The sequence below is a fragment of the Streptomyces sp. Root1304 genome (assembly GCF_001426405.1).
Lineage (GTDB): Bacteria > Actinomycetota > Actinomycetes > Streptomycetales > Streptomycetaceae > Streptomyces.
Map to the genome: position 1 here is coordinate 44,468 of NZ_LMEP01000026.1, position 22,005 is coordinate 66,472.

Below are 22,005 nucleotides of genomic sequence, written 5' to 3' on the forward strand. Positions count from 1 at the left end.
CGTGAATGGGCGCAGTTGAATCGAATGGGTTTCCGGTCTCCCGGGGTCGGGAAGAACCGCTGCGCCGCTACGACCGTGGGGGACAGCGTCGGTGAGGAGGAGCCGAGAGTGTTCGAGCGTACGGAGTGGGCGACCGGTGTCGGCCGGGGTGCCCGCCGGTCTCCGCGTCTCCCCGATCTCGCGGCCGTTGACCTGCGGACCTTGCGCGTCAGCAACGACGCCGTCCTCGGCGAGGCGGTCGAGAGAGTCCTGCGCGATCCCTCGGACCTGGTCGTCTCCTGGCCCGAGGACGCCTTCGTCGACTGACGTCCGCCCGGCCCGGACGCTCCGGCCGGCCGCTCCCCGCACCCGTGCCGACCGCACGATTCCGGCCGAATCCATGGGGCCGAGGCAGGGGATGGGGCCGGGGTCGAGGCCGGTACCGGTGGCTCGTTCCGGGAGCCGGGAGTGATCGCCGCACCGCCGCGCCCCGAGGCCTTCGCCGCCCTGGCCACCACCCGGCCGGCGCCGGCCGGCGCGTCCTTCCTGCGCCACGGGGCGCACGCCCGCCGCATGCTCCTGCTCAAGGCCCTGCTCGTACGGGTCCGGCGCCACCGCGCGGACGTGGCGCCCGAGATCCTGCGCGGCTTCCGGACGGCCTGGCGCCTCCTGGAGACGGCCGAGCGCGCCGCCCCGGCGAGCGCCCGCGCCGTCCTCGACTACCCGACCACCGGCGCGTGGCTGGCCGCCGCGCTGACCGAGCCGCTGGGCCCCGCCTTCGACCGGCACCTGACCCGTCTGGAACTCGTCGCCGTCACCGCCGCCCTGCGGGCGGGCCGGCCACTGGACCTGGAGGTCGGGGCCCCCGGCGGTGTGCTCTCGCTGCCGGGCGTGGGAAGCGTCCTGGTGAACCCGGAGGGTGCGGCGGACGCGGGACCGGTCCCGGGCTCCGGCGCGGGACCGTACGCGGCCCGGGGCACGCACGCGCACGCGCACCCGGCTCGGGACGCGCACCCGGGCGCGTACACGGACGCCCACCCGGACCCGAGCCCGGACCGGACCCCCGGCGGGAACCCGAACCCGACCCCCTCCGGCCCCACCGTCGACCCGACCCCCACCGTCGACCCGACCCCCACCGTCAACCCCACTGCCACCCCCACCCCCACCGTCCACCTCACCTCGCGTTCCCACGTCGTCCGTGTCCGCGCCGACTCCGCCCCCGGCGCCACCGTCGCCCTCCTCCGGCGCGAAGACGCCCGTACCGGGGCCGTGGCAGGCACCGGTCCCGGCTGGCGCGGGCTGCGCGCCCTCCCCGGTGGAGCCGCCCGGCTGGAGGACCTGGACCCGTACCGCGTGCCGCCCGGCGGGGTGGGCACCCCCGCCCGCGTCGCGGCCGAGCGCCCGGACGTCGACCACGCCACCTGGGCCGGGCACTGGCGGGCGGCCGGGGAACTGCTGCGGCGGACCGACCGCGAGCGGGCGGCGGAGGTCGGGCACACGGTCGGCGCGCTCGTACCGCTGCGCCCGCAGGGGCCGCGCTCCGTCGGCGCCACCCTGAGCGTCGCGCCCGGAGCCGTCCTCATGACGCCCTCGGCAGGCCCGTACGACATGGCGGAGACGCTCGTCCACGAGCTGCACCACAGCAAGCTCTCCACCCTCCACGAACTCGTCCCGCTCTACCGGCCGGGCCGGGCCGCGCTGTACCGGGTCGGCTGGCGCACCGACGCCCGACCGGTCGCCGGTGTCTTCCAAGGCGCGTACGCCCACCTGGCCTTGGCCGACCTGTGGCGGAGGGCGAGGGACGCACCCGGCGTCCCGGGGGCGTGGAGCGCGCGGGCCGTGCAGCAGTTCGACCATGTCCACGATCAGGTGGGTGAAGCGCTCGCGATGCTGCTTGAATCCGATGAACTGACCAATGAGGGGCGGGAGTTCGCCCGGCAAATGAGGCAGCTCCATGCGAGCCTCGGCGCGAGCCCCACGGCCCGTGGGTAACACTGTGCCCACGGCACATGACACTGCGTTGCGCGTGAGCGGGACGGGAGACGTACAGATGGCGGAACAGCGGTCGGGCGGGGGCACGGAGAGCCACGGGGGCAGAGCCGCTCCCGAACACGTCCTGGTGGTCTTCCCCGGATACCACCGCCCCTGGGCGGCCTGGATCAACCAGCGCCTGGAGGCCCACGGCGTGCGCGCCACGCTCCAGCGGTGGGACCCGCCCCGCGAAGTCCCCCTGGAGGACTCCCTCGGGGACCTCCTGCTCGCCCGGGGCCAGGTCCTCCTCGTCCTCAACGACTGGTTCTTCGAGCTGGGCCCCCGGCCGGCCGGCGAATGGAACGACGTCCTGCGCGGCTTCGTCGCCGCGCACGCCGACCGCTTCGCCGCCGTCAACCTCACCAACCGGCCCCTGCTCCCCTCCACCGCCGTCCTCGAACCCGTCAGCCTCTGGGGCGTCGGCGAGGAGGAGGCGGAGGCGCGCCTCCTCAGCCGGCTCGCCATCGAACCCCGCAGGTCGCCGGGGCGCCGCATCCCGGCCGCCTCGCTCGCCCGCTACCCGGACAACCCGCCGGAGATCTGGGGCGACATCCCCCGCCGCAACGCCCGGTTCACCGGCCGTGACGACCTCCTCGGCGAGCTCCAGGAACGGCTCATGGACGCCGAGCGCGGCAGCGCCGCGTGCACCCTGCTCGGCATGTCGGGCATCGGCAAGACACAGATCGCCGCCGAGTACGCCCACCGCTTCAGCCCCGACTACGACGTCATCTGGTGGGTCAACTCCGACGACCGCAACGTCCAGCGCGACCGCCTCGGCGAACTCGCCGTGAAGCTCGCCCTGCCCACCGGCAGCGAGCCCGGCGAACGCATCCGGGCCGTCCGCGAAGCCCTCCGCCGCGGCGACCCGCACTCCCGCTGGCTCGTCGTCTTCGACGGCTGGGACGACACCGACGGCATCGACGTCATGCTCCCGCAGGGCCCCGGCCACGTCCTCATCACCTCCCGCAACCGCGGCTGGCGCGAGCACACCGACGTCCTGGAGATCCCCGGCTTCGACCGGCGCGAGTCCACCGGCTACCTGATGCGGCGCGCCCCGCAGATCAACGCGGCCGAGGCCGACGAGGTCGCCGCCGAGTTCGGGGACGTACCCCTGCCGCTCGTCCAGGCCGCCGCCTGGCTCGGCGAGTCCGGCATGGAGGCCCCCGAGTACCTCCGGATGGTCCGCGACGGACGGCTGTCCACCGTCGACGAGCCCTCGGCCGGCGACGGCATGCCCAACGCCTCCCTCACCTCCTGGTCGATACTGATCAACCGGCTCCGTCGCGCCCAGCCGCAGGCCATCGACATCCTCAGCCTGTGCGCCTCCTTCGCCCCCGGCCGCATCCCCCTCGGCATCGTCCGCGCCTACCCCCAGGCGCAGCTGCCCGAGGACCTCCGCTGGATGGCCACCGACCTGCCCGCCTGGACCCGCGCCCTCGACACCCTCGTCAACTACTCGGTGCTCACCCGTGAGACCCGGGGGCCCGTGACCACCGACGAGATCGGCCCCCACCAGGAGTCGATCCACATGCACCGCCTGGTGCACGACATCGTCGCCCGGCTCACCGACGGCGAGCACCGCGACGCCCACCGCAAGGCCGTCCGTACCCTGCTCGCCGAGGCCGACCCCGGCAACCCCACGGACAGCCGGCACTGGCCCCGCTACTCCGAACTCCTGCCCCACCTGGAACCGTCCGGCGCGCTCCGCAGCACCGACCCCCGCATCCAGGTCGCCGTCCTCAACTGTCTGCGCTTCTGCGACCGCAGCGGCGAGTACAGGGCGGGCATCCGCCTCGCCCAGCGCATCCGCCACGAGTGGACCGCCTTCATGGAGCCGCTCGCCCCGCACATGCAGGAACTCACCACCCTCGAAGGCGACATCCTGCGCCGCTACGGCCGCTTCCGCGAGGCGTACGACCTCGACCTGGCCCAGCGCGAGCGGCTGACCGCCGCCGGGAACACCGACCAGCTCGGCGAACTCCAGTCGAAGATCTCCATCGCCCGGGACCTGCGCTTCCTCGGCCAGTACCAGGAGTCGGAGCTCCTCCAGCGCGAAGCGCTCGCCGAGGCCCGCAGCCTGCTCGGCGAGACCCAGTTCCTCACCCTCGTCGCCCGCCACAACCTCGGCGTGGTGCTGCGCATGCTGGGCCGCTACCAGGAGGCGTACGAGCAGGACGCCGACACCCTCTCCCGCTGCGAGAGCGTGCTGCGCCCCCACCACGCCTCCACGCTCAACTCCAACAACGCCGTCGCGCAGGACCTGCGCCTGCTCGGCCGCTACCGCGAGGCGCTCGGCCGCCAGGAGGCCAACGTCCGGCTGCACGTGCGCATCCTGGGCCCCCAGCACCTCCACACCCTCTACGCGCACAGCCAGCTGGCGCTGTGCCGCCGCCGCGAGGGCGGCTTCCAGCAGGACATCGGCGCGATGATGGCGACCGTCCTGGAACACCTGGAGCAGGCCTACGGACGCGACCACTACGTGACGCTGTCGGCCGTCACCAACTACGCCAACTTCCTCCGCGAGCACGGCGACCTCGACCTGGCCAGGGAACTCATCACCGAGGCGGAGGCCGGCTACCGCGCCCTCCTCGGCCCCGCCCACCCGGTCTCCACCGGCGTCCTCGCCAACACCGCCCTCGTCATGCAGGCCTCCGGTGAGCGGTCCGCGGCCCTCACCATGCTGGAGTCCGCGCTCGCCGGGCTCACCGCCACCCTCGGCTCCGACCACCCCTGGGTGTTCGGCTGCGCCCTGAACACCACCGCCGCCCGCAACTTCAACGGCCGGGTGTACGAGGCCGCCGAGCTGAGCCGCGACACCCTCCGCAGGGCCCGGCACGTCCTCGGCAACGAGCACCCGCTGACCCTCTCCTGCCAGGTCGCCCTGGCCACCGACCTCCGCGGGCTGCGCGAGACCGAGGAGGCGGCGAAGCTGGAGGAGGACGCCCTGCTCACCCTCACCAGGACGCTCGGCGCCCAGCACCCGCACACCCTCTCCGCCCGCCAGCGCAACCGTCCGTACTGGGACTTCGAGGCCAACCTCTGACGTCCCCCCGGACACGCCGGAGGCCCGGCACCCCCTCGGGGTGCCGGGCCTCCTCACGCGGTACGACGATCAGGCGTCGAAGACCTCGTTGACCAGCTGCTGCTGCTCCGCCTGGTGGCGCTTGGCAGAGCCGACCGCCGGGGAGGAGGAGTGCGGACGCGAGATCCGGCGCAGGCGCTCGCCCGCCGGGATGTCCGCGCCGACCGCCAGGTCCAGGTGGTCGATCAGGTTGAGCGCGATGAACGGCCAGGCACCCTGGTTCGCCGGCTCCTCCTGCGCCCAGATGTACTTCGCGGCGTTCGGGTACTTGGCGATCTCGGCCTGGAGCTCGGCACCCGGCAGCGGGTACAGGCGCTCCAGACGGATGATCGCGGTCTCCGTGTCACCGCGCTTCTGACGCTCGGCCTCCAGGTCGTAGTAGACCTTGCCGGCGCAGAAGACGACCTTGCGGACGTCGGCCGGGTTCGCCGTCTCGTCGCCGATCACCGGGCGGAAGCCGCCGGTGGTGAACTCCTCCACCTTGGACGCCGCGGCCTTCAGACGCAGCATCGACTTCGGGGTGAAGACGATGAGCGGCTTGTGGTGCGGGTTGTGGACCTGCCAGCGCAGCAGGTGGAAGTAGTTCGACGGCAGCGTCGGCATCGCGATCGTCATGTTGTCCTGGGCGCACATCTGGAGGAAGCGCTCCGGGCGCGCGGACGAGTGGTCCGGGCCCTGGCCCTCGTAGCCGTGCGGCAGGAGCAGCGTGACGCCGGAGGTCTGGCCCCACTTCTGCTCGGCCGAGGAGATGAACTCGTCGACGACGGTCTGCGCGCCGTTGACGAAGTCACCGAACTGGGCCTCCCAGACCACCAGGGCCTCGGGACGGGCCAGCGAGTAGCCGTACTCGAAGCCCATCGCCGCGTACTCGCTGAGCAGCGAGTCGTAGACGTTGTAGTGGGCCTGCTCGTCGGTCAGGTAGAGCAGCGGGGTGAAGTCCTCGCCGGTCTCCTGGTCGACCAGGACCGCGTGACGCTGGCCGAAGGTGCCGCGGCGGGAGTCCTGGCCGGAGAGCCGGACCGGGGTGCCCTCCATCAGCAGGGAGCCGATGGCGAGGGTCTCGCCGAAGCCCCAGTCGATGGTGCCGTCGTCGATGGAGGCGGCACGGCGCTGCATCTGCGGCAGCAGACGCGGGTGGACCGTGATCCGCTCCGGGATGGTGACCTGCGACTCGGCGATCCGCTTCACGACCTCCTGGGAGACCGCGGTGGTGACGCCGACCGGGAAGGCGGCCTTGGCGTCCGGCACGGTCGTCGCCGCCGGGGCGGTGGTGGCCTCGCGGACCTCCGCGAACACCTTCTCCAGCTGGCCCTGGAAGTCCTGGAGCGACTGCTCCGCCTCTTCGAGGGTGATGTCGCCGCGACCGATGAGCGACTCGGTGTACAGCTTGCGCACCGAACGCTTCTTGTCGATCAGGTTGTACATCTGCGGGTTGGTGAACGAGGGGTTGTCGCCCTCGTTGTGACCGCGGCGGCGGTAGCAGATGAGGTCGATCACGACGTCCTTGTTGAACGTCTGGCGGAACTCGAAGGCGAGCCGCGCGACGCGGACCACGGCCTCCGGGTCGTCGCCGTTCACGTGGAAGATCGGCGCCTCGATCATGCGGGCCACGTCGGTCGCGTACATCGAGGAACGCGAGGACTCCGGGGCGGCGGTGAAGCCGACCTGGTTGTTGATCACGATGTGGACCGTGCCGCCGGTGCGGTAGCCGCGCAGCTGCGACATGTTCAGCGTCTCGGCGACGACACCCTGGCCGGCGAAGGCCGCGTCACCGTGCAGGGCGACGGGCAGGACGGTGAAGTCCGTGCCGCCCTTGTTGATGACGTCCTGCTTGGCGCGGACGATGCCTTCCAGGACCGGGTCGACCGCCTCCAGATGCGAGGGGTTGGCGGCCAGGGAGACCTTGATCTCCTCGCCGTCCAGGCCGGTGAAGGTGCCCTCGGCGCCCAGGTGGTACTTGACGTCGCCGGAGCCGTGCATCGACTTCGGGTCGAGGTTGCCCTCGAACTCGCGGAAGATCTGCGCGTACGACTTGCCCACGATGTTCGCGAGGACGTTCAGCCGGCCGCGGTGGGCCATGCCGATGACGACCTCGTCGAGGCGCGACTCGGCGGCCGAGTCGATGACCGCGTCGAGCAGCGGGATGACGGACTCGCCGCCCTCCAGGGAGAAGCGCTTCTGGCCGACGTACTTCGTCTGCAGGAAGGTCTCGAAGGCCTCCGCCGCGTTCAGCCGGCGCAGGATCCGCAGCTGCTCCTCGCGCTCCACGCGGGAGTGCGGGCGCTCGACGCGGTCCTGGATCCACTTGCGCTGCTTCGGGTCCTGGATGTGCATGAACTCGACGCCGGTGGTGCGGCAGTACGAGTCGCGCAGCACGCCGAGGATGTCGCGGAGCTTCATCATCGACTTGCCGGCGAAGCCGCCGACCGCGAACTCGCGCTCCAGGTCCCACAGGGTGAGGCCGTGCTCGGTGATGTCCAGGTCGGGGTGCTTGCGCTGCTTGTACTCCAGCGGGTCGGTGTCGGCCATGACGTGGCCGCGGACCCGGTAGGAGTGGATCAGCTCGAAGACCCGCGCGGCCTTGGTGACGTCGTCGTCGTGCGAGGCGTCGATGTCCTTGAGCCAGCGGACCGGCTCGTAGGGGATGCGCAGGGCCTTGAAGATCTCGTCGTAGAAGCCCTCGTCGCCCAGGAGGAGGTTCGCCACGATCCGCAGGAACTCGCCGGAGGCGGCGCCCTGGATGACCCGGTGGTCGTACGTCGAGGTCAGGGTCATGACCTTCGAGATGCCCAGCTTGTTCAGGGTGTCCTGGGAGGTGCCCTGGAACTCGGCCGGGTAGTCCATCGAGCCGACGCCCATGATGACCGACTGTCCGGGCATCAGACGCGGCACGGAGTGGACGGTGCCGAGGCCGCCGGGGTTGGTCAGGGAGACCGTGACGCCGGAGAAGTCGTCCATCGTGAGCTTGCCCACGCGGGCGCGCTTCACGATGTCCTCGTACGCCTGCCAGAACTCGAAGAAGTTGAGCGTCTCGGCCTTCTTGATGCCCGCGACGACGAGCTGGCGGTCGCCGTTGGGCTTCACCAGGTCGATCGCGAGACCGAAGTTCACGTGCTCCGGCTTGACCAGGGTCGGCTTGCCGTCCTTCTCCGCGAAGGAGTGGTTCATCGACGGCATGGCCTTGATCGCCTGCACCATCGCGTAGCCGATGAGGTGCGTGAAGGAGATCTTCCCGCCCCGGGCGCGCTTCAGGTGGTTGTTGATCACGATCCGGTTGTCGAAGAGCAGCTTCACCGGGACGGCGCGGACGGACGTGGCCGTCGGCACCTCCAGGGAGGCGTTCATGTTCTTCGCGACCGCGGCGGCGGGGCCGCGCAGCGTGATCAGCTCGGGACCGGCCGGGGCCTCGGCCGCCGGGGCGGCGGCAGGCTTGGCCGGAGCGGCCTTCACGGCGGCCGGAGCGGCGGTGGCCGGCTTCGCGGCAGCCGGCGCCGCGGGAGCCGCGGCGGGCTTCACGGGGGCCGGGGCGGCGACCGGAGCGGGCGCCGGGGCAGGAACGGCCGCGGGAGCGGCAGGCGCGGCCTGTGCGGGGCCCGTCTGCGGCGCGGCGGACGCGTTCTGCGTGGTGGTGGCGGCCGGGGCGGCCGGGGTCTCCGACGCTCCCGGCTTGTAGTCGGCGAAGAAGTCCCACCAGGCACGATCGACCGAATTCGGGTCCTGGAGGTACTGCTGGTAGATCTCGTCGACGAGCCACTCATTGGCACCGAAGGCGGTCGCAGGGTTCTGGCCCTGCCCGTCTTGGGCGGTCGGGGAGCTCGGGGTACTGGGGGACTGAGACGACACGGCGGCAACCGCCCTCTTCCGCTTCACAAGGTGATGGACAGCGGAAATAAAGGCTACGCCTGTCCGGCCGGGAGGTGCAGGCCGGGCGCTCCAACGTCGCGCAAGTCACACTTGACGAGGTGTTTCGGAGCCGTGAATGGCGGGAAACAAGCGTGGTTCACCAGGTGTGAGGGTACGGAAAACCGAGAGCGCGGCCCTCTCCGACCGCACCCCTGACCACGTCCCGCATATCTACACGCAGAACGAGCGCTTCCGGTTCGAACCCTACGTCAATCTCTCGGCGGAAGGCTGCCCGGAAGAGTGACTCTGATCCGGCAGCCACGTGACGATTCGGCCACACCGATCCCGCCGCCGTGCAGATCCACCGCCCAGCGCGCGATGGCCAGCCCCAGACCCGTCCCGCCGTCGCTCCCCGGACCCTGCCGGTGCGGCGCCGAACCCCGGTTGAACCGCTCGAAGACCTTGTGCCGCTCCGACTCCGGGATGCCGGGACCCTCGTCCTCGACCTCCAGCTCCAGCGAGTCCGGATGCGGGCCGCGCCGGGCCCTCACCGTGACCCGGCCGTGCGGCGGCGAGTGCTTCACCGCGTTGTCGATCAGGTTCGCCATCACCTGGTGCAGCCGCTCCGCGTCCGCGTGCGCCACCAGCTCGGGCGGCGAGACGTCCAGGTGCAGATGGACGTCGGTGCGGTTGTGCAGGCCCGAGGTGGACGACAGGCCGCGCTGCGAGGCGGCCAGGTTCGCCTCCCGCAGCACCCCCGAGAGATACGGCCAGACCTCGAAACGGCGCACCTTCAGCGCCACGACACCGTTGTCAAGACGTGACAGATCGAGCAGCGTCTCCACGAGCCGGCCCAGCCGCTCGGTCTGCTTCAGCGCCGACCGCATCGTCTCCGGATCCGCCTCGGACACCCCGTCCACGACGTTCTCCAGTACGGCCCTGAGCGCGGCGATCGGGGTCCGCAGCTCGTGCGACACATTGGCCACCAGCTCCTTGCGGTGCCGGTCCACGGCCTCCAGGTCGTCCGCCATGCGGTTGATCGTCGACGCGAGGTCGCCCAGCTCGTCCCGCCGGTCCGCCCCGCGCACCCGGCGGGAGAAGTCACCGCGCGAGATCGTCCCCGCCACCGTGGTCATCTCGTCCAGCGGTGCCGTCAGGGACTGCGCCACGAACTGGGTGATCAACAGGGTCGCGATCATCGCGAAGATCGTGATGTACCGGAACTCGGTGGACGTCCGGATCGCCACCAGGGCCAGACCCGAGGTCAGCAGGACCGCCCCGACGACCAGCGCGCCGAGCTTGGTCTTGATCGAGATCACGAGCCGGTGCGGCCGGCGCGCCGCGCCGTCCGGGCCCCGCTGCTCCCGCGGCCCGCCGGGCCCCCGCCGGTTCACGGCGCCGGGGTCTCCAGCGCGTAGCCGACGCCGTGGACCGTACGGATCCGCTCGGCCCCGATCTTCCGGCGCAGCGCCTTGATGTGGCTGTCCACGGTCCGGGTCCCGGAGGCGTCCGCCCAGTCCCACACCTCGGCGAGCAGCTGCTCGCGGGAGAGGACCGCCCGGGGGGTGCCCGCCAGGCAGACCAGCAGGTCGAACTCGGTCGGCGTCAGATGCACGTCCTCCGCGCGCACCCGGACCCGGCGCTGCGCGTGGTCGATCTCCAGCTCGCCCAGCCGCAGGATGCCGCTGCGCGGGGTCACCGCGGCGAGCGCGGCCCGCTCCACCCGGCGCAGCAGGACGTGCACCCGGGCGGCCAGCTCGCGCATCGAGAACGGCTTGGTCATGTAGTCGTCCGCGCCGACCCCGAGCCCGACCAGCATGTCGGTCTCGTCGTCGCGGGCGGTCAGCATGAGGACCGGGACGGGCCGCTGGGCCTGGACCCGCCGGCACACCTCGAGACCGTCGAAACCGGGCAGCATCACGTCCAGGACCATCAGGTCCGGCTGCCAGGCCTCGGCGGCGTCCACGGCCGCCGGGCCGTCCGTCGCGGTCTGCACGAGGAAGCCCTCGGCGCGCAGCCTCGCGGAGATCGCCTCCACGATCGTCACGTCGTCCTCGACCACCAGGACGCGCCGCTGGGCCCCCGGAGTGGCCGCCGCACCGTGGTGAGTGGTGTGTGTCTGCTCCATTGCCCCGCCTCGCGTCGCCGATGTCGGCTCAGCAGCCTAGAGGTACCGGTGGCGTCCCGGCTATCCAGGAGTTATCCGGGACGGACCGCGAGGTGGACCACGTCGGGGACGCCCCGGGCAACGGGGATCTCTTCCGTCCGTACCCCGCTGAATCCGGCATTCCGCAAGGACCCTTCGAAATCGCCGGAGGGCTGTGCCGACCACACGGCGAGCACACCGCCCGGCCTCAGCCGGGCCGCGCAGGCCGCCAACCCCTCGGCCGCGTACAGGGATTCGTTGTCCTCGGTGACCGTCCAGTCGGGCCCGTTGTCGATGTCCAGGCACAGGGCGTCGTAGCGGTCCGAGGAGGTGCGGAGGTGGTCCACCAGGTCCGTGTGCAGGATCACGGTCCGGGAATCGGCGAGCGCCGCCCCGGAGATCGAGGCGAGCGGCCCCCGCCGGTGCCAGTCGATGATCGCCTCCTCCCGCTCGACGACCGTGATCCGGCCCCAGCGGGGGTCGGCGGCGGCGTGGGCGAGGGAGAAGCCGACGCCGAGCCCGCCGACGAGGACCGAGGCGCCGGAACGCTCCTCCTCCGGCAGCGCGGCCTGCGCCGCGTCGATCAGCAGCCGCTCCGAACGCCCGTCGGAGGTGTCCATCAGGAAGGTCCCGTTGGCGATGATCTCGAAGTGCTCGTCACGGCGGCGCAGCACGACCTCTCCGTACGGTCCTTCGCGGCGGTCGAGGGTCACGGGTCCTGACATCGTCGGTCGCTCCGCTCTCGTCTCGGCAGTCGGTCCCGGCCCATCCTTACGGGGCGCGGACGGGCGGGACAAACCCATTGCGGGGCCGGGGGGACGGGTTCCGGACAGACTTCGGACACCCGTACGCGGCTACGCCTCCGCCGCCGTCCGGCGCGCACCCCGCCACGCGTACAGGCCCGTTCCGGCCACGAACGCGCAGGCCGCCACCGTCCACGCCCCGGCCTGCGGACCCGGCTGCATCACCCAGGCCCACCACTGCGCCGCACCCCCCGGCCGGGCCGGCGCCGCCAGATAGACCGTGCCCACGGAGAAGGCGGGCGGCAGCCAGCTCAGCCGGGCGCCGATGACGGCGGCGGAGCCCGCCGCCACCCCCACGAGCCCCAGCGTGTCCCGTACGGCGGCGGGCGCGCCGAAGGCCTCCGGGTGGCCCGGCAGCGCCAGGGCGAACAGCGCGGCGGCGAGCGCCGTCGGGACGAGGAGGTGCGCCAGCCGGCGCGGCCACCACGCGCGGACCGCCGTACGGTCCAGCTCGTCGCTCGGCGTGTACAGGCTGGTGCCGACCGCCGCCGCCGCGACCAGCGGGCCGAAGACCACCACCGGCAACCGGGCCGTGTGGTCGAAACCGGGGAGCGATTCCAGCCATCGGGCGATCCAGGCGGCGGCCACGGCGACGCCGACGAGAGCGGCGAGCGCACCGGGGAGGGCGCGGGAACGGAGGTAGAGCGCGAGCGCCGTCAGTCGGACGGGGCGGGGTCGGGGAAGACCTGCGGGACCGGTGCGGGAGAGGCTCACGGGATCGGCACCTCGTCCGGGTGGCAGGTGTTCGCCGCGAGGTAGCGGGTCAGATAGTCGCGCTGGGCGGCGGGGGACTTGGCACGGAGCCGGTCGATGTAGGGGCGGGCGGCGGTGGTGTCGGGGCCGTAGCCCTCCGGCGTCGGGGCCAGCCACTCGACGACGGCGAGGTTCACGGCGCTCGTCCGCTCCGCGTCCGCCCCCGCGAGGTCACCCGGCGCACACCTGTCCGAGAACAGCCAGCTCACGGCCGAGTTCAGAAACAGATCGGGGTGCGGGAGCCGGCCGCGCACCGCGTCCTGCGCCGCGTTCGGCAGCTCCATGTCACCGGGACGGCCGGGCCCGAACGGGCCGCCGAGCCAGCGGACCGGGGCACCCGGCACCCCCTTGAGGCGGGCGTTCAGCGGGGCGAGCGCCGCCGCCACCTCGGGCAGCAGCTTCTCGTCCACGGCCGTCAGACACACCTGCGGGGTGCCGTCGTCGCAGACCTGCCGGGACAGGGCCGCGTCCTGCCGCCACGGCCCCTCGTCCTGCGGCAGCCGCAGGATCAGAGCGGCGGCGGCGACCGCCACGGCCAGCGGGACCAGGGCGAACGCCCGGAGCCGGGTCCGGCGCAGCCCGTACGCGAGGAGCGCGGTCAGCGCGAGCCCCGCCGTCCACGCCGCCGACACCGGACCGAACCACCACACCGGGCGGTCCCAGAAGAACTGGTGCTCGGCCCCCGGCGAGAGCCAGCGCGCGGGGCCCACGGTGTACGCGCTGACGATGAGCCCGACGTACCCGACGATCCCGAGCAGCGGAGCCGTGAGCCGCCAGGGAGCCACCCGCCCCACGACATGGCCGAGCGCGCCGAGGGCGGCCACGGCGACCGCGTCGGCGGCGAGCAGCTCGACGTACGGGCGGCCCCCGGAGGCGTACGGCCAGACGGCGAGGAGGCAGACGGCGTCGGCGAGGAGCACGGCGGCGGCCGGCCAGAGCGCGCCCGGGGCGACCGCGAGCAGCAGACGCCGCAGCGGCGAGCGGGGGACGGACTCCCACAGCTCCGCCGTCCCGCGCCGCCGCTCCCGGCCGCCCTGCCAGCAGCCCGCCGCGAGGGCGAGCGGACCGGCGAGCAGCGCGGCGGTGATGTGCAGCAGGTTCGTGGCGTCGGCCCAGCGGCCCTGCCAGCCGGGCGCCTTGCCGTACATCGTCAGCAGGGCGGTGACGGTCACGGCGGCCCCGGTCCAGGGACCGAGCCCGCGACGCAGCTCGGTCCGGAGCGGGGAGGCCGCCCGTACGCGCGCGCGTGGCTCCGTACGGGAGGGGGTCAGGGTCGCGGTCATCGCAGCGCCTCCCGCTCCAGGCCCGCGTCACCGCGGTGGGCGCGCAGGGCGGCCGTGTAGCCGCGCTCCACGGCGTGGGTGGTGGGGTCGTCCGCGCCCGCCGGCTCCCCGCCGAGCGCCGTGAGTTCGGCCGTCGTGCCCTGGAAGGCGAGCCGGCCCGCCTCGATCAGGGCGACCCCGGTGCAGGCCGCGGCCACGTCCTCGACCAGGTGCGTGGAGACCACCACCGTCGCCGTGCCGCCCAGCTCCCGCAGCAGCGCCCGGAAGTCGACCCGCTGCTCCGGGTCGAGACCGGCCGTCGGTTCGTCGAGCAGCAGCAGCTCGGGGTCGTTCACGACGGCCTGGGCGATGCCGGCGCGCCGGACCATGCCGCCGGACAGCGTCTTCATCCGGGCGTCGATCCTGTCCCCGAGCCCGACCCGGGTCACCGCGCGTTCCACCGCCGCCGGGATCCGGTCCGCGGGCACCTCTTTCAGCCAGGCGACGTAGGCGACGAACTCCCGCACCGTGAACGCCGGGTAGTACCCGAAATCCTGCGGCAGATAGCCGAGCCTGCGCCGAATGCCGGTCCGTTCACGGTGGCTGGTGGCGTCCGCGCCGAGCAGCTCCACCCGGCCGGAGGAAGGAGCGGCGACGGTCGCGAGGACCCGGATGAGAGAGGTCTTCCCGGCCCCGTTCGGGCCGAGCAGGCCGTGCACGCCGGGGCCGAGGGACAGATCGAGCCGGTCGAGCGCGACGGTACGGCGGTGGCGGACGGTCAGTCCGCTCACCGCGACGTTGGGCAGGGTGGTCACCGGGACTCCAGGTGGTCGAAGGAACGGCGGCGCAGCACGAGGAGGGCCGCGCAGACGAGTGCGGCGGTGGCCCAGGCGCCCTGGGCGGCGGGGCCGGAGAAGTAAGGGGCGAGCGCGGCGGCTCCCGCGCCCGGGGCGCCGGGCGGGCCGAGGAGCGGGCCCGTGACGGCGAGCAGCCAGCCGCCGCCGAGCGTCGCGGCGGCGGCCCGGCAGCCGACGAACGAGCCGAGGGCGAGCGTGGCCAGGGTCAGCGCGAGGCCCGGCAGCAGCCAGGTGGCGGTCCCCGGAAGCCCGGCCGTCGGCGGCAGCAGGGCCCCGCCGGCGGTCAGCAGCGGTACGCACACGGCGAGGACGGCGGCCGTACGGGTGAGCAGCAGGCGCAGCCCGCCGGACGGGGTGGAGGCGGCGATCTCGTACAGGGGGTCGGCGTGCCGCCCGTACGAGACGGCGACGCCGGCGAGCGGCAGGACGGGGGAGACGGCGAGCAGCAGGCCCCGCGCGCCCTGCACCCCGGCGCCGTGGGCGAGCCCGAAGGCGCCGCCGACGACGAGGAGCACGGCCACCACCCAGGACCCGCGGAGCGCGGGCCCGACGGCGTACCAGAGCCGGGCCCAGCGGCCGAGGGGGCCGTGGACGGCGGGCAGGGGGACGGCGGTCGTGGGGGCGGGGCGGTAGGAGGGGGCGGCCGTCGTGCGGCCGGGCCGGGGGGCGGGAGTGGCCGGCGCCGGGGCGGGGCGGTGGCCGAGGGAGGCCAGGAGCTCCTCGCGTACGGCCGCCAGGGCGGGGCCCGCCGCGCCGGCCCGGACGGCGTCCGAGACGCGGCCCGCGCAGGGCGTGCAGGACTCGACGTGCTTCTCCAGGGACCAGGCGTCGGTCTCGGCGGCCGAGCCCTCGGCGTACCGGAGCGCGAGGGCGTCGGTGACGTGCCAGGAGGACGGTGGGTGGGCGGAGGGGCGGGGGCGCGGGGAGGACGGTCGGGAGGGTCGTGGTGTCGTCATGCGGTGCCTCCCAGGGCGTTCGGGCCGCCGGGCCGTGCCGCGCCGAGAGCGGCGCGCAGTTCGCGGCGGGCGCGGAGGGCGCGGGTCTTGACGGTGCCCTCGGGTATGCCGAGGAGCCGGGCGGTCTCACGGGTCGTCAGGCCGTCGACGACGGTCGCGCGCAGGACCTCGGCGAGTTCGGGCGAGATGCGGTCGAGGGCGGCGCCCACCTCCCCGTACTCCAGACCCGCGAGCACCCGGTCCTCGGCGGACGGCGCGGCGGCGGGCTGCTCGGTGGGCGCGGCGGCGTGTGCGGCGGCCCGTTCCACGGCCCGTTCCGCGCGGGCCCCGGCCCGCTGGGCGTCGACGAGCCGCCGGGCGGCGATGACCCACAGCCAGCCGCCGGCCTCGCCCCGCCCCCGGTGTCCGCCGGCCGAGCGCCAGACCGTGACGAAGGTGTCCTGGAGGACCTCCCGCACGGTCTCCTCGTCCGGGCAGCGCCGGGCGAGGCGCGCGTGCAGCCAGCCGGCGTGCCGGTCGTACAGCACGGCGAGGGCCTCGGTGTCCCCCCTGGCGACCGCGCGCAGCAGCGCCGCGTCGTCCTTCCCGTCGCCCCCGGAGGGGCCTCCCCCTGCGGGGCGCAACAGTCTCACGCCCTCTCTATCGCGCGCGTGCCCCGGTTCGGTTCACCGCGCGGGCCACGGAGTCAGGGACTCGTGGGCGGGCCGCCGCCGGGGAGGGCGTCGAAGACGCGCTCCAGGGCGGGCGGGCGTTCGCCGTCGCCCGCGACGACGACGCGGCCGCGGTACGTCAGGGAGTACTGGAATCCGTCGGCGACGGGCCTGCCGGTCGGGCGCTCCGGGACCTGCGCGTAGGCGGGGTCCGCCAGGGCGGCCCGCAGCTCGGCGGCCTCGGCGGGGGTCTGCTGCCCGGTGCGGGGCGCCTTGGCCCGGGAACGGCTGGTCCAGGTGCCGTCGTAGTGGACGACGAGCCGGTTGTCGACGCCGGCGAAGCCGCCGCTGACGGCCACCTCGACGAGGACCTCGCCCGGCTGGGGGTCGGCCGCCGGGGTGCCGGGGCCGGTGGTGACGCTCGGGACGGCCGGTCCGCTCACCGTGGACGGCGGCCCGCCGGGCACGGGATCGACCCCGGGCCCGCAGCCGCTCGCGCCGCCGACCAGGGCCCCGATCAGCAGCAGGCTCCCGCACCAGGTCTTCCGTACGCCTCGCACCATGCTCCGAGCATGCCCGCAAGGGGGCACCGCGCGCAGCCGGACGGCGGGATCGCGCCCGGAGGACGGAGGACGGAGGTCGGCCTGCCGGTCGGCGCTCCGGCCGGACGGCCCGGTCCGCTTCCCGCCGCCACCGTCGCTCTCAGCCCTCCGTCCGGACGATCCCCGTCACCGGCCCCCGGTAGCGCCAGTCGAGGGAGTCGTACAGCGCGAGGCCGTCCGTGGTGGCGGCGAGCACCCCCGTCTCCGCGCCCGTCTGCGCGGCGGCGGCCTCCAGCGTGCGCATGACGTTGGCGCCGAGGCCGCGCCGCCGGTGGGCGGGGTCGGTCTCGATCTGGTCGGCGACGGCCGTCGCACCGGTCGGGGCGATCTGGCCGCGCGCGGCGAGCGTCCCGTCGGGGGCGAGGATCCGGACCCGGATGACGCCGTCGCTCAGCTCGGTCGTCCGCGCGTACCCCTCGGGTGGCGCGGGCCGGGCGGCCGGGTCCAGCGGCTTGGTCATCATGAAGCCCGGGTCGTCGGGGACGGTCCAGCCCTCGGTGATCCACGCGCCCGCGTCCTCGGGGCCCGCCATGATCTTGAGCCAGCTGTACGGGGCGGTGAGCCGGGCGCAGAGCGCGCCGACGGAGGCCGCGTCCGGGGCGGGCAGGACATGGCGTACGACGTGCCGGGGCAGCCCCACGTCGATCCGGTGGCCCCAGGGCTCCGCGACGGGTGCCGGGGTCCCCCGGGAGACGCTCCAGCCCGCCACCCAGGCCGATGTAATAGATGAGATATCCATGCAGTCATTACATCGACCGGAAGCCCCTCGGAGGGTGGTGATCGCTCAGAGCGAACAGGCGTCCGGGAACATTCCTCGGCTCACATGCATTGAGTCCACGTAGCTCAACTTGACTGCCGAAGGGGAGATCATGGCTTCTGACTCCAAGCCGTCCGTGCCGCTCATTCTGCCTGTGCTGCCGCTCGACGACGAGGTCGTGCTGCCCGGAATGGTGGTGCCGCTCGACCTGTCCGACAACGACGTGCGCGCCGCCGTCGAGGCCGCCCAGGCCGCCGCGCGGCCCGGCGCCGGCAAGCCCAGGGTGCTGCTGGTGCCCCGCGTCGACGGGACCTACGCCGGGACCGGCGTCCTGGGCACCGTCGAGCAGGTCGGACGGCTGTCCGACGGCGACCCCGGCGCCCTGATCCGCGGCGTCGGCCGCGTCCGCATCGGTGCCGGTACGACCGGACCGGGCGCCGCCCTCTGGGTGGAGGGCAGCACCGTCGAGGAGACCCTGCCCGACCCGCTGCCCGGCCAGGTCACCGACCTGGTCAAGGAGTACAAGGCGCTGGCCACCAGCTGGCTCAAGAAGCGCGGCGCCTGGCAGGTCGTGGACCGAGTCCAGCAGATCGACGGCGTCGGCGCCCTCGCCGACAACTCCGGGTACTCGCCCTTCCTCACCGTCGAGCAGAAGGTCGCGATCCTGGAGACCGCCGACCCGGTCGCCCGCCTCCGGCTCGCCACCGCCCAGCTCCGCGAGCACCTCGCCGAGCAGGACGTCGCCGAGACCATCGCCAAGGACGTCCAGGAGGGCGTCGACAAGCAGCAGCGCGAGTTCCTGCTCCGCCGTCAGCTGGAAGCCGTACGCAAGGAACTCCGTGACCTCAACGGCGAGGCCGAGGGTGACGAGTCCGACGACTACCGCGCCCGCGTGGAGGCCGCCGACCTGCCCGAGAAGGTCCGCGAGGCGGCCCTCAAGGAGGTCGAGAAGCTGGAGCGGTCCAGCGACCAGTCCCCCGAGGGCTCCTGGATCCGCACCTGGCTGGACACGGTCCTCGAACTGCCGTGGAACGAGCGGACCGAGGACGCGTACGACATCCGGGGCGCCCGCGCCGTGCTCGACGCCGAGCACGCCGGCCTGGACGACGTGAAGGAGCGGATCACCGAGTACCTGGCGGTCCGCAAGCGGCGCTCCGAGCGCGGCCTCGGCGTCGTCGGCGGGCGTCGCGGCGGCGCCGTGCTCGCCCTCGTCGGCCCGCCCGGCGTCGGCAAGACCTCCCTCGGCGAGTCCGTCGCGCACGCGATGGGACGCGAGTTCGTCCGGGTCGCCCTCGGCGGCGTACGCGACGAGGCGGAGATCCGCGGCCACCGGCGTACGTACGTGGGCGCCCTGCCCGGCCGGATCGTCCGGGCGATCAAGGAGGCCGGGTCCATGAACCCGGTGGTCCTGCTCGACGAGATCGACAAGGTCGGCTCCGACTTCCGCGGCGACCCCGCCGCCGCCCTCCTCGAAGTCCTCGACCCGGCGCAGAACCACACCTTCCGCGACCACTACCTGGAGGTCGAACTCGACCTCTCCGACGTCGTCTTCCTCGCCACGGCCAACGTCCTGGAGGCCATCCCGGAGGCCCTGCTCGACCGCATGGAGCTGGTCAGGCTCGACGGCTACACCGAGGACGAGAAGGTCGTCATCGCCCGCGACCACCTGCTTCCCCGGCAGCTGGAGCGCGCGGGACTGGAGCCCGGCGAGGTCGTCCTGGAGGACGCGAGCCTGCGGAAGCTGGCCGGCGAGTACACCCGCGAGGCGGGCGTCCGCACCCTGGAGCGGGCCGTCTCCCGGCTGCTCCGCAAGATCGCGGCCCAGCACGAACTGGGCGACCGGGAGCTGCCGTTCACGGTCGGTCCGGACGACCTGCGGGACCTCATCGGGCGTCCGCACCACGTGCCCGAGTCCGCCCAGGACCCGGCGGAGCGCCGTACGGCCGTGCCGGGTGTCGCCACCGGGCTGGCGGTGACCGGCGCGGGCGGTGACGTGCTCTTCGTCGAGGCCTCCCTCGCCGACCCGGAGACCGGCGCCGCCGGACTGACCCTCACCGGCCAGCTGGGCGACGTGATGAAGGAGTCGGCGCAGATCGCGCTCTCCTTCCTCCGCTCGCACGGCGCGGAACTGGAGCTGCCCGTCACCGGTCTGAAGGACCGAGGCGTGCACATCCACTTCCCGGCGGGGGCCGTGCCCAAGGACGGTCCGAGCGCGGGCGTCACCATGACGACCGCACTGGCCTCCCTGCTGAGCGGCCGGCTGGTCCGTACGGACGTGGCCATGACCGGCGAGGTCTCCCTCACCGGCCGGGTGCTGCCGATCGGCGGCGTGAAGCAGAAGCTCCTCGCCGCGCACCGGGCGGGCATCACGACGGTCGTGATCCCCAAGCGGAACGAGGCCGACCTGGACGACGTCCCGGCCGAGATCCTGGAGAAGCTGGAGGTCCACCCGGTGACCGACGTCCGCCAGGTCCTGGAGATCGCGCTGGCGCCGGCTGCGGTGCCGGTGGGCGTGGCGGCCTGACGGTCGCGCGGCGGAGCGGGGTGCCCCAGGAAACGGGGCACCCCGCTCCGCCGTACCCGGGAGTAAAACGTGACCCGGATGTCAGTCGGGGCTGTCATGCTCGTACGCATGAACGAAGACGCCTTCTGGGCTCTCATCGACGAGTTGAGCCGCCGCCCCGGTGACCGGGACGAGCGGCTGGAGTGGCTGGGCGGGCAGCTGCTCCGGCGTCCCGCCGCCGAGAGCGTGGAGTTCCAGGTGCGGCTGGAGCGGGCGTGCGAGGCCGCCGACCGGAAGGGCCTGTGGAGAGCGGCGACCCGGATCGAGGGCGGCGACTGCACGGACGACGGTTTCCACTACTTCACGCTCTGGCTGGTGGGCCAGGGACGCAAGGTGTACGACTCGGTCGTCGCCGACCCCGACGCGCTGGCGGACGTGCCGGGCATCCGGCTGCTCGTGGGGCGGCCGCACGACGACTGGGACGACGACGAGTGGCCCGAGTGGGAGGAGCTCGACTACGTCGCGCAGGACGTCTTCGACGAGCTGACCGGCCAGGAGGACGACGACGGCGAGGCGTTCCTCGACGCGGTCGAGGAGGCGGAGGAGGCCGCGGAGGCGGCGGGGGAGTGGGAAGAGGGCGACGATTCCCGGGGGTCTCGTCCGGAAGGGGTGGCGATACCCCGGCTCACCGCCCTCTTCCCGCTCGGGACGTCCGGCTCCTAGGAGGCGGACGGGTTCCGGCGGCGGCCCAGGAGCAGGGTGCCCGCCGCGAAGACGGCGAGCCCGCCCGCGCCGGCGAGGGCCAGCGGGAGCGGCGAGGTGGGGGCCTCGGCGGTCTCGGCGGAGAGGGCCGGGGGCTGTTCGTCGCCGCCGTGGCCCGCGTGGCTCACGGTGGACAGTTCGGCGCCCGCCGCGATCTTCGCCTCGGTCGGGGCCTGCGCCCCGGTCGTGGTCGCCTGGGCCGCCGCGCCGCCGAAGGTGACGTCCGAGCAGCTGTAGAAGGCCTCGGGGCTGTCGTTGCGCTGCCACACCTTGTAGACGATGTGACGGCCGGTGCGGGCGGGGAGGTTGCCCGTGAAGTTGTAGTAGCCGTCGGTGGCGGTGCGGGTGGTGTTGTAGACGGCGACGGGGGTCGCGTCCAGGTCCGACCACTTCAGGGGCTGCGTCGGGTCGAAGCCGGCCTTGGTGATGTAGACGGTCATCGTGCCCGAGTGGGCGGCCGTCACCCGGACCTTGAAGTCGAAGGAGCCCGCGACGACCGCGGTCGCCGGCCAGTCGGTGCGGGCCCAGTCCAGCGCCCGGTACTTCTCGCGGTTCGCCGAGCAGAGCTTGCCGTCCGGGATGAGGGCCTGGTGCTGCCCGGCGGCGTTGGCGATGTTGACCTCGTTCCAGTCGTAGAGCGGCTGGGTGCCGGAGTCGGCGACGAGGTCCTTGCACACCTGGGACTTGGGGGTCTCGGGACCCTCGGCGTAACAGGCGGCGATGCGGCTGACCGGGTTGAAGACGGCCCCGTGGGCGGCGGCGGTGGTGGGGGTCAGACCGACGAGGGCGGTGGCGGCGGACAGGGCGGCGACGCCGGTGGCGGTGCGGCGGTAGGACGGCATGCGGGGGCTCTCTCTCGTGCGTGGGGGAGGACGGAACGAGCAACGCGCGCTGAGCGGAAGGAAGTTGAATCCCGGGCGACCGCGATAGAGAGTCGCATTGGTCCATACCAATGGGCAAGAGGGTGGGCGGAAAAAGCCGAAGCGGCCCCCGGGGTGCCGCACACCCGGGGACCGCTG

The 22,005-nt window shown here is 73.6% G+C and carries 17 protein-coding genes; 5 read left to right on the top strand and 12 right to left on the bottom strand.

Features of this window, described 5'->3' with window-relative positions:
* Positions 1-108: 108 nt before the first annotated feature.
* The 3 genes from ASD33_RS29480 (at position 109) to fxsT (ending at position 5,053) form a co-directional block, all read left to right on the top strand.
* A complete protein-coding gene (locus ASD33_RS29480; RefSeq protein ID WP_056567336.1) occupies positions 109-306 on the top strand; it encodes a hypothetical protein in 198 nt (65 codons plus the stop codon).
* 141 nt (positions 307-447) lie between these two features.
* Positions 448-1,971: an HEXXH motif-containing putative peptide modification protein gene (locus ASD33_RS29485; protein ID WP_056567339.1), complete on the top strand. Its 1,524-nt coding sequence runs from the start codon at positions 448-450 to the stop codon at positions 1,969-1,971.
* A gap of 58 nt (positions 1,972-2,029) precedes the next feature.
* The gene (gene fxsT, locus ASD33_RS29490; RefSeq protein WP_056567342.1) at positions 2,030-5,053 is read left to right on the top strand and encodes an FxSxx-COOH system tetratricopeptide repeat protein; all 3,024 of its coding nucleotides are present in this window, start codon (positions 2,030-2,032) and stop codon (positions 5,051-5,053) included.
* A 69-nt stretch (positions 5,054-5,122) separates the two neighbouring features.
* On the opposite strand, the gene ASD33_RS29495 is transcribed toward fxsT, so the two are convergent.
* From ASD33_RS29495 to ASD33_RS29545, 11 genes are all read right to left on the bottom strand, one after another.
* Positions 5,123-8,935 (bottom strand): multifunctional oxoglutarate decarboxylase/oxoglutarate dehydrogenase thiamine pyrophosphate-binding subunit/dihydrolipoyllysine-residue succinyltransferase subunit, encoded by a 3,813-nt coding sequence (locus tag ASD33_RS29495; RefSeq protein ID WP_056567344.1) that lies wholly within the window; start codon positions 8,933-8,935, stop codon positions 5,123-5,125.
* A 269-nt stretch (positions 8,936-9,204) separates the two neighbouring features.
* On the bottom strand, positions 9,205-10,254 hold the full coding sequence (locus ASD33_RS29500; protein WP_056568079.1) for a HAMP domain-containing sensor histidine kinase: 1,050 nt from the start codon (positions 10,252-10,254) through the stop codon (positions 9,205-9,207).
* A 71-nt stretch (positions 10,255-10,325) separates the two neighbouring features.
* On the bottom strand, positions 10,326-11,063 hold the full coding sequence (locus ASD33_RS29505; RefSeq protein WP_056567346.1) for a response regulator transcription factor: 738 nt from the start codon (positions 11,061-11,063) through the stop codon (positions 10,326-10,328).
* Positions 11,064-11,134: 71 nt separating this feature from the next.
* Entirely contained in the window at positions 11,135-11,806 is a 672-nt protein-coding gene (locus ASD33_RS29510) for a spermidine synthase (RefSeq protein WP_056567349.1), read from the bottom strand.
* A gap of 129 nt (positions 11,807-11,935) precedes the next feature.
* Positions 11,936-12,544, bottom strand: a complete 609-nt coding sequence (locus ASD33_RS29515) for a hypothetical protein (protein ID WP_056568082.1) — start codon at positions 12,542-12,544, stop codon at positions 11,936-11,938.
* Positions 12,545-12,594: 50 nt separating this feature from the next.
* Positions 12,595-13,920 carry a hypothetical protein gene (locus ASD33_RS29520; RefSeq protein WP_056567351.1) on the bottom strand — a complete coding sequence of 442 codons (1,326 nt, stop codon included), beginning with the start codon at positions 13,918-13,920 and terminating at the stop codon, positions 12,595-12,597.
* The gene (locus tag ASD33_RS29525; RefSeq protein ID WP_242426919.1) at positions 13,917-14,714 is read right to left on the bottom strand and encodes an ABC transporter ATP-binding protein; all 798 of its coding nucleotides are present in this window, start codon (positions 14,712-14,714) and stop codon (positions 13,917-13,919) included. Before ASD33_RS29525 ends, ASD33_RS29520 begins: the two co-directional genes overlap by 4 nt.
* Positions 14,711-15,712: a hypothetical protein gene (locus ASD33_RS36620; protein WP_056567353.1), complete on the bottom strand. Its 1,002-nt coding sequence runs from the start codon at positions 15,710-15,712 to the stop codon at positions 14,711-14,713. The genes ASD33_RS29525 and ASD33_RS36620 overlap by 4 nt, the downstream gene beginning before the upstream one ends.
* Positions 15,709-16,344, bottom strand: coding sequence for an RNA polymerase sigma factor (locus ASD33_RS29535; protein ID WP_056567356.1), 636 nt, complete (start codon positions 16,342-16,344; stop codon positions 15,709-15,711). Before ASD33_RS29535 ends, ASD33_RS36620 begins: the two co-directional genes overlap by 4 nt.
* A gap of 53 nt (positions 16,345-16,397) precedes the next feature.
* Complete coding sequence (locus ASD33_RS29540; protein ID WP_056567359.1) at positions 16,398-16,925, bottom strand: hypothetical protein; 528 nt, start codon at positions 16,923-16,925, stop codon at positions 16,398-16,400.
* A gap of 139 nt (positions 16,926-17,064) precedes the next feature.
* A complete protein-coding gene (locus ASD33_RS29545) occupies positions 17,065-17,703 on the bottom strand; it encodes a GNAT family N-acetyltransferase (RefSeq protein ID WP_056567363.1) in 639 nt (212 codons plus the stop codon).
* Between the two features lie 130 nt (positions 17,704-17,833).
* On the opposite strand from ASD33_RS29545, the gene lon reads away from it, so the two are divergent.
* Together lon and ASD33_RS29555 are read left to right on the top strand one after the other, a co-directional pair.
* Positions 17,834-20,245, top strand: coding sequence for an endopeptidase La (gene lon / locus ASD33_RS29550; RefSeq protein WP_056567366.1), 2,412 nt, complete (start codon positions 17,834-17,836; stop codon positions 20,243-20,245).
* Between the two features lie 108 nt (positions 20,246-20,353).
* On the top strand, positions 20,354-20,947 hold the full coding sequence (locus ASD33_RS29555) for a DUF4240 domain-containing protein (RefSeq protein WP_056568088.1): 594 nt from the start codon (positions 20,354-20,356) through the stop codon (positions 20,945-20,947).
* On the opposite strand, the gene ASD33_RS29560 is transcribed toward ASD33_RS29555, so the two are convergent.
* Complete coding sequence (locus ASD33_RS29560; protein WP_056567369.1) at positions 20,944-21,828, bottom strand: lytic polysaccharide monooxygenase; 885 nt, start codon at positions 21,826-21,828, stop codon at positions 20,944-20,946. The genes ASD33_RS29555 and ASD33_RS29560 overlap by 4 nt on opposite strands.
* Positions 21,829-22,005 lie beyond the last annotated feature (177 nt).